The organism is Thermosynechococcus sp. OHK43 (assembly GCF_014466085.1).
In the GTDB taxonomy this organism is placed as follows: Bacteria; Cyanobacteriota; Cyanobacteriia; order Thermosynechococcales; family Thermosynechococcaceae; genus Thermosynechococcus.
Genome location: NZ_JACOMP010000229.1, coordinates 1 through 7592, shown reverse-complemented (window position 1 = coordinate 7592; position 7592 = coordinate 1). Strand labels below are relative to the sequence as shown.

Here is a 7592-nt window from a genome sequence, read left to right as displayed (position 1 = left end):
GGGCAAATCTAAACCGGCAATCATATTCAGCAGGGTTGATTTACCACAGCCGGAGTGACCAATGAGGGAGATAAATTCTCCCTTTTGAATCTGCAAGTTAATCCCCTTCAGGGCGAGATACTGCCCCCCATTGGCCAGATCAAAAACCTTTTCCACCTGATCCACTGCCACAAAGACGCCCATAATTCCCTCCTAACGATTGGCCGGCGCAATTTTGGTTTGCAGAAAGCCCACGAAGCGGTCCAATATCAAACCCACTGCGCCGATATAGATCACCGCCACAATAATTTCGCTGACATAGTTTTGCTGATAGGCATCCCAGATAAAGAAGCCAATGCCCGCCACGCCTGACATCACAATTTCCGCCGCAATAATGGCCAGCCAGGCCAAGCCAATGGCAATCCGCAGGCCAGTAAAAATATAGGGCAGCGCTGAGGGCAGAAGAATTTTCAAAAAGAAGGTTTTCTTGGAAAGTCGCAGTACCCGCGACACATTTTTGTAGTCCTGGGGAATTTCCCGGACGCCAACCGCTGTGTTAATGAGAATCGGCCAAATTGCAGTAATAAAGATAACAAAGATGGCCGCCGGCTCATTTTGCCGCAATGCTGCTAAGGAAATTGGCACCCACGCCAAGGGCGCCACCATGCGCAGAAACTGGAAGATGGGGTCAAGGGCCTTATTCAACACTGTACTGGTACCCACCAAAATTCCAACAGCAATGCCCACTACGGCCGCCAATCCGTAGCCCTGACCAACTCGGGTCAAACTAATGAGGGTCTGCCGTGCCAACCCCTGATCCAGTGGGCTCTTGTAGTAAAAGGGATGAAAAATGAGATAGCGACTGCGCTCATCAGCCAGAACTTGAATTGGGCCAGGGAGCGAGAGAATTTTAGTTGAAGAGAGAATCTGCCAAACCACCAGGAACCCAATCACACCCATAATTGGTAGGTAAAAATTCGCCCCCTGTCGGCGCAGAAACTTGATGAGGGGATTGGCATTGCCATTACGGCGCACAGATGCAATAGCCATGGAAGTCTCCGATTGAGTAGCAATAAAACACTAGGACTTGACCTTGATTTTGAGGCTGTCTAGATAGGCTTGGGGGTTATCGGGATCAAACTTGATGCCATCAAAGAAGGTTTCAACACCCCGCGATTCGGTGGTGGGAATTTCAGCCGCCGGCACTCCTAACTCTTTGGCGGCCTCTTGCCAGAGATCGCTGCGGTTGACGCGACCAATTATTTGCTTGATGTTGTCGAAATCCTTGAGTTTATCAGCGTTGAAGCCCCAGCGCAGATTTTCGGTCAGGAACCAGAGGTCATGGCTCTTGTAGGGGTAGGAGATGCTATTGCCATTGGGATCCCGCCAGTAGAGGGGTCCGATGTTAAAGTCGTTGAAATTGGGTTGACCATCCCCCATGGTGTAGGTGCCCTCATAGGGCGGTGTAAGGATATTGCCGGGAACGTTGAAGTATTCACGGCGGCTGCAAATCTGAATCAATTCGGGACGATTGGCCTTGTCATCGCACCACTGCTGAGCTTCCATTACCGCTTTCAGGAGGGCTTTGGTGGCTTTGGGGTGTTTATCGACCCAGTCAGCTCGCACGGCTAGGTACTCTTCGGGGTGGTAGGGCCACATCTGGGCTGTCAGAGCGGCCATGAAGCCAATATCATCGCTGACAATGCGGAAGGGCCAAGGATCACCGGTACTGAAGGCGTCCATGGTGCCGTTGCGCATTCCGGCAACGGTTTCGGCGGGGGGAACGGCTAACAGGTCAATGTCGCGATCTGGGTCAATGCCGTTGGCGGCAAACCAATAGCGGATCCAAAGGTCTTGGTTGACTTGGGGAAAGGTATAGGCGGCTTTGAATTTACGTCCGTTTTTAGCGGCAAAATCCTTGATATAGTTCGGGTCAGCAATTTTTAGGTGAATGCCTTTTCCTCGATTGGCTCCGGAAATGGCAATGCCGTTGCCTTGGGTATTCAGTTGGGCCAGCAGGTACATAGGTACCTTCTGATTGTTGAGGGTAATGATGCCCTCGCTGATGAGGTGTGGCATGGGCATTTGCCACTGGCCACCATCAATGCCACCACCGGCGGAGCCAATGACGACGTTGTCACGGGCACTGGCCCAGTTGGCTTGCTTGGCCAGTTGAGCGTTGGCGAGGCCATGCTTGGCAAAAAAGCCCTTTTCTTTAGCAATAATTAGGGGGGCAGACTCAACAATGGGAATAAAGCCTAGTTTAATCGTGTCTGTTTCCACCTCTGCCGCAGTTCCACCTCCCTGTTGCTGTGTTTGGGGATTTTGGGCTGGGGCGCATCCTTTGAGGGCGATCGCCCCCACGGCGGTAGCGGTAGCAGTCATTAAAAAGTGACGACGCGACAATTGAGACATAGTGTGACCTATATCGAGAACAGTAAATAGTTGACAAAAAAAGCGATTCCCAAACCGACAGGTTGGGATAGGTTTTCCAATTAACGGTGACGAAAGACCGAAATTTGGATTGCAATCAATCTATCATCACACCCCGTCAAAAAGATATAGGTCTATACTATAAACTGAAGGAATATTTTTTATTAAACTTATAACCTGAGCTAATATAATTAAGTCCCTCTATGGGCGTAATTTGCCCACTTGATTAAGGGGGGTCGGGAATAATGGCAAGGTAATTTGTTGTCAACTTTTAGCCTTGGGCTTGATTGGCAGCACTTTAGAGGATGTGCTCTTGAAGGTACACCTCAGCCTTTTCCGTAGTCAGCGGCGGGGCAAAAAGATAGCCTTGGCCAAGGGGACAGCGCAGCGATCGCAACCGTTGCAGTTGGGTGGTATTTTCAATGCCTTCGGCAATACAATCGAGGTGGAGATTGCGAGCCAAGGCCAAAATCGTGCGTACCAATTCAAAGTCTGCTTGGCTGCGATCCATTTGGGAAATAAAAGAGCGATCAATTTTAATGCCATCGAGGGGAAGATTGCGCAAATAGCTCAGGGAGGAATACCCAGTACCAAAGTCATCAATGTTAATACGTACACCCATGGCTTTGAGTCCAGCGAGAATTTTGCAGGCAGAGTCCAAGTGCTGCATTAATGCACTCTCAGTAATTTCAATCTTCAGAAATTGACCCGCTAAATGGTGGTGCTCAAGGGTTTGTTCAATCTCAGCCACAAGGTTAGGCAAAGAAAAATGATTGGCTGACAGATTAATATTCATCGTAAAGCCCACAGACTGAAGCTTAGGATAACGCTGTTGCCACTGCTGCAACTGTTCACAGGCGCTGTGCAGCACCCAGCGGGAGAGTTCAAAAATGAGACCAGTTTCTTCAGCAACAGGAATAAACACCGTGGGGGAAATGAGGGTATCTCCCTTTTGCCACCGCAGGAGTGCCTCAAAGCCTCTAAGGGATTGGCTGCCCAGATGAACAATGGGCTGATAGTGGAGAACAAAGTTCCCGCGCTCAATAGCTTGGCGTAGTTCCACTTCTAAATGCAGCCGATCACGCAGCTGTTGCAGCATCACGGGGTGAAAGACATCAATGCGATTGTGCCCTTTGGCTTTGGCGTGGTACATGGCCATGTCGGCATTCCGCAGCAGTTCCTCACTACTTCTGTAGTGGGCATCTCCCATCACTAGGCCCATACTGACAGTACTGTAGAGGGTGTAGTGATCTATTTGAAAGGGCTGACTGAGACGCTCCCGCAGCCTTTCGGCAATGGTTTGAGCCTGTTCTATGCCCTGAATGTCGTTGAGCAACACGGCAAATTCATCGCCGCCTAGGCGGGCTACAACATCTTGAGGACTGACATGGCGAGTTAGTCGCCTGGCAAATGCTTGCAAAAACAAATCCCCAATGGAGTGCCCCAGACTATCATTGAGGGTCTTGAAGCGATCCAAATCCAAACAGAGAACGGCGTAGTGGAAGTCGGGGTACTCTGCAGCATGGTTGAGGGTGAGGCGCAACTGCTCCTCAAAGAACCAGCGATTGGGTAAATGGGTGAGCCGGTCATGGCGGGCTTGGTAAAGGAGTTGGGCTTCGACTGCTTTGCGCTCTTGAATTTCCCTTTGAGCTTTTTGATAGAGTTCCGCTTGCAGGATGGCGATCGCCAACTGGATTGAAATTTGCTTGATCAGTTCAATTTCACTGTCTTGCCAGTCGCGGGGATGGGCGCATTGATGACAGATAAGCAACCCCCAGAGCCGCCCTTCCACTATGACGGGTACCACCAGATTCGCTTTGACCTGATAGTGCGCTAGCAAATCGCGATAGCAGGGCGTGACCGGGGCGATGTCTAGATTATTCACTACATGGATGCGACCCCGCTTGTAGGCTTCCACATACCGTTCCGTAAAGCAGTAGTCCCCCACTACATCTCCAAGGGCCGACAACCAAGGGGGAACGACGGCTTCAACATCCATAATGCCGCGCCAATCGTCGAGGAAGCGATAAATGAGCACGCGATCGCACCCTAGGAGTTCTCGCACATCCTTGACAGCAGTTTCCAGAATCGTCGGAAGTTCAAGGGTTTGGTGAATGTGCTGAGTAATCTGCACCAGCAGGCGATCGTATTGGGCTTGGCGCAGCAGTTGGTGTTCCACCTGATGGCGCTCAATGGCATGGCGGATACTGCGCGCCAGCAAGTGAGGACTGAGTTCCTGAATAGTTAAATAATCCTGAGCGCCACTGTGCAGTACTTGGGTAGCCAGATCAGGGCGATCGCTAGGATCAATCACAACTAGGGGCAAGTGTGGATAGCGTTGCTGGAGTGTTTGCACTGCTTTAAGAACGTGATCCCCTTGAGTAATAAGGATAAGGAGATTGGGTTTGGCCTGAGCAACCACACCGGGGGTTAAATGAGAATACAGACAGGTGTGAACTTGATAGCGAATGTAATCAATCTCTGCAAGATGTGGATATAAAATTTCACCCGATTGGGGGATGTTTTCGATCACTAATAGGTTGGTAGGTGGCGGTAAGCATTTTTTTTGAGGATATTTTTGCGCAGACTCTTCTGTGACGACTTCAAGAGGCGATAGTGATTCTGAAGGGCAGTCATCAACAGCGGACAAAACAAGGAGTTTCTCAATCATTGGTAAAGCATCGCCCAAGACATTCAAAATAAAAATTTACAAAAGTTTATCAAATGGTGTTATTGATTGCTTTTTCCTAAGTTCATTATACACACCTTTTCTAAACCACTGGGGCACCAATGGTGCTTTATGCTCTCAAGAAGCGGCTTTGCGGTTTTTCTGACTGTGATCTCATCTTTCTGAAAAGGGTGGGGATCGCTGGGGAATCGCGATAGAGAACATGTTTAGACTCCTATCAAAATTGCTCGGTTAGAAGCAGCATTCCCCCAGGGTAGGGGGCTGATCGTTGTGTTAAAAAAACAAATTCGAGGCTGGTTTTGGGTTTCTGTATCTACATTGACCCTGGCGATCGCCCTTTTGATTTCGCCATCTGTAACCCTGGCGCAGCGGAACTTGATCCCCATTGATGGTTCTGATGAGGATATGCAGCGTCTGTTTGATCTGATTTATTCATTTATTGTCCGTGCCACAACCCCGCCCGTCTTTGGCTGCAAAACAGTCCTGAGGTGGAAGTCTATCAGTTGATTCGCAGGATTTTGCATAGGGGTACCACCCTCGATATCCGTTCTATATCCGTCAGCGCCAAGATGATAACTACGGTTCCTATGGTTTTAGTTGAAATCCCTTGATCGTGCATCCCCGCACCCTCGCCCATTGGCGGATTTTTCTGGAAACCCTGCGTCACGAGGGTTGGCATGTTGTGTAGGCCTAAAGGGGATTTGGATTCCCCAGTGCCCGTGGGCATCCACGTCAGCCCCGGTATCGTGGCAGATTTTACCGCAAGAGTGGCTATGACCCTGAAGAGATTCCCATTGAAGCCGAGGCCTTTGCTGCTGAGCGCTTACCCAATATGGCACTGCAGGGGTTACAGCGGGAGTGTGCCGACGGGCTCCACCGTTCTAGGAAGGACTAACTGTTGGGGGGGATCAAGGCACCACAGTGGCGGCAATAGGGCAAGTGGCGGTAGGTGGGCCGCCCACAACTGGGACAGGGCATCCACTGCAAATAACCACAGTGGGGACAGTGTTGGTCCAAATCCCGCAATCGTTTACCACAGCGCACACAGCGTTGTTTTTGAATGCGCCCTGCCGCCTGTCGCTGTGGATTGAGGAAAACAGCTTGTGCCACTTTGATGACGCCAAACCCCACTGCTGGAATCAGCAGAATATAAAGATAGCTGACCAAAAAGAGCAGGCCGCCAAAGAGGGCAAGAATCCAACTGGACAGCCATTCAAAGAGTGCTCCCACCTGCAACAGTTCAAAGATCTTCAGCACCAAGGGAATTGAGAAGATCACCAACAGGTGCCAACTCATGAGGGCAAGCAGGCCATAGTGGTGGCGATCGCCAAAGCGATACACCCAGAGGGCAATGCTAATCAGTGGCAATAAAAAAAGAACCTGCAGGAGCAATTGCAGGCTGGGATACCAAAATTGAGAGCGCCGGTATTCGCTCTCAAGCTGGGCAAATTGGGTGGTGTCTTCTAAAAAGTTCAGGAATGCTTGGCTACTGGGTTCCTGGAGAATTGCCTGTTCAAGGGCAGCAATCTCATTTTTGAGAGCGGCGATCTGGCGATTGTTGGCTTCAAGAGTGACTTTGGCCTTGGCAGCTTCTACCAAGTTGATGGATTGCTCCGGAGGTTGTCCGGCAAGCTGCTCCAATAGGGTTGAGCCATACTCTTGGCGAATGCGGGCATTGCTGGCCTCGAGGGTTTGGATTTGCGCCTGTTTTTTCTGTTGTTGTCTGAGTCGCGCCTGATTTGGGGGATGGTTGACAGCGTCCTGATATTTTGCGTAGGTCAAGCAAATGGATGAGAGGGTTCCCAGTTTCCCTTTGGCACTCTCTTCTAGCTGCTCTAGGTGGCCCTGGGGCAATGGCTCCAAGATAATCTGCTGCTTGAGAAAACGAATCGCGCGATCGCTCCCTCTATCCTGACGATAGCTTTGCCACGGCTCATAGCAGGGCTGAGCTTGACTGGGACTCAAGGGCCAATGGCTAATTTCGCTGAGGCCACTAAAGACATTAATGAGGATAAAAATATCCACCAATATAATGACAGTGAGACTGACCCAATTGAGGGGCTCGCCATTGACAAGGCGCGATCGCCGCCAAAATGCCCCCCACGCCTGTCTGAGCTTTCGGCCTATTCTCATGGGAGCGTAAACCCAAAGGCAAGTTTCACCCGCTCTAAAGTGGCATTTGCCACACTCGCTGCCTGCTCTTGGCCTTTTTTCAGCAAATCCTTCAGGTAGCTTGGATCTGCCATAATCTCGTTGTAGCGCTGCTGAATTGGTTCAAGGGTAGCAATCACCGCGTCCGTGAGCAGGGGCTTAAACTGTCCCCAGCCCATATCGGCACACTCTGCCGCCACTGCCTCTTTAGTTTTTCCCGTAAGCACTTGATAGAGGCTCAGCAGGTTATTGGCTTCGGGGCGATCGGGATCGTCAAATGCCAAGCCACGAATCGGATCCGTTTTGCAGCGCTTGATCTTTTTGCGAATCTCTTCAGGGG

At 50.5% G+C, this 7592-nt stretch carries 6 protein-coding genes and 1 pseudogene; 1 reads left to right on the top strand and 6 read right to left on the bottom strand.

Going from position 1 to position 7592, the window contains the following annotated elements; all coding sequences use genetic code 11:
- The 4 genes from H8Q75_RS09670 to H8Q75_RS09655 form a co-directional block, all read right to left on the bottom strand.
- A partial coding sequence (locus tag H8Q75_RS09670; protein ID WP_297041345.1) for an ATP-binding cassette domain-containing protein occupies positions 1-183 on the bottom strand: 183 nt, incomplete at its 3' end.
- Positions 184-192: 9 nt separating this feature from the next.
- Positions 193-1029, bottom strand: coding sequence for a nitrate ABC transporter permease (gene ntrB / locus H8Q75_RS09665; RefSeq protein ID WP_024125028.1), 837 nt, complete (start codon positions 1027-1029; stop codon positions 193-195).
- A gap of 30 nt (positions 1030-1059) precedes the next feature.
- Positions 1060-2394, bottom strand: coding sequence for a CmpA/NrtA family ABC transporter substrate-binding protein (locus H8Q75_RS09660; protein ID WP_024125027.1), 1335 nt, complete (start codon positions 2392-2394; stop codon positions 1060-1062).
- A gap of 316 nt (positions 2395-2710) precedes the next feature.
- A complete protein-coding gene (locus H8Q75_RS09655; RefSeq protein ID WP_162147174.1) occupies positions 2711-4945 on the bottom strand; it encodes an EAL domain-containing protein in 2235 nt (744 codons plus the stop codon).
- Positions 4946-5371: 426 nt separating this feature from the next.
- Between H8Q75_RS09655 and H8Q75_RS09650 the strand changes: the two genes are divergently transcribed.
- On the top strand, positions 5372-5608 hold the full coding sequence (locus H8Q75_RS09650; RefSeq protein ID WP_297041342.1) for a hypothetical protein: 237 nt from the start codon (positions 5372-5374) through the stop codon (positions 5606-5608).
- Positions 5609-5992: 384 nt separating this feature from the next.
- Here the strand turns inward: H8Q75_RS09650 and H8Q75_RS09645 are convergent, their stop codons facing one another.
- Both H8Q75_RS09645 and H8Q75_RS09640 read right to left on the bottom strand, forming a co-directional pair.
- A complete protein-coding gene (locus H8Q75_RS09645) occupies positions 5993-7234 on the bottom strand; it encodes a zinc ribbon domain-containing protein (RefSeq protein ID WP_297041341.1) in 1242 nt (413 codons plus the stop codon).
- Positions 7231-7592, bottom strand: a pseudogene (locus H8Q75_RS09640) (tryptophan--tRNA ligase); the annotation flags it as partial. The gene H8Q75_RS09645 and the pseudogene H8Q75_RS09640, both read right to left, overlap by 4 nt.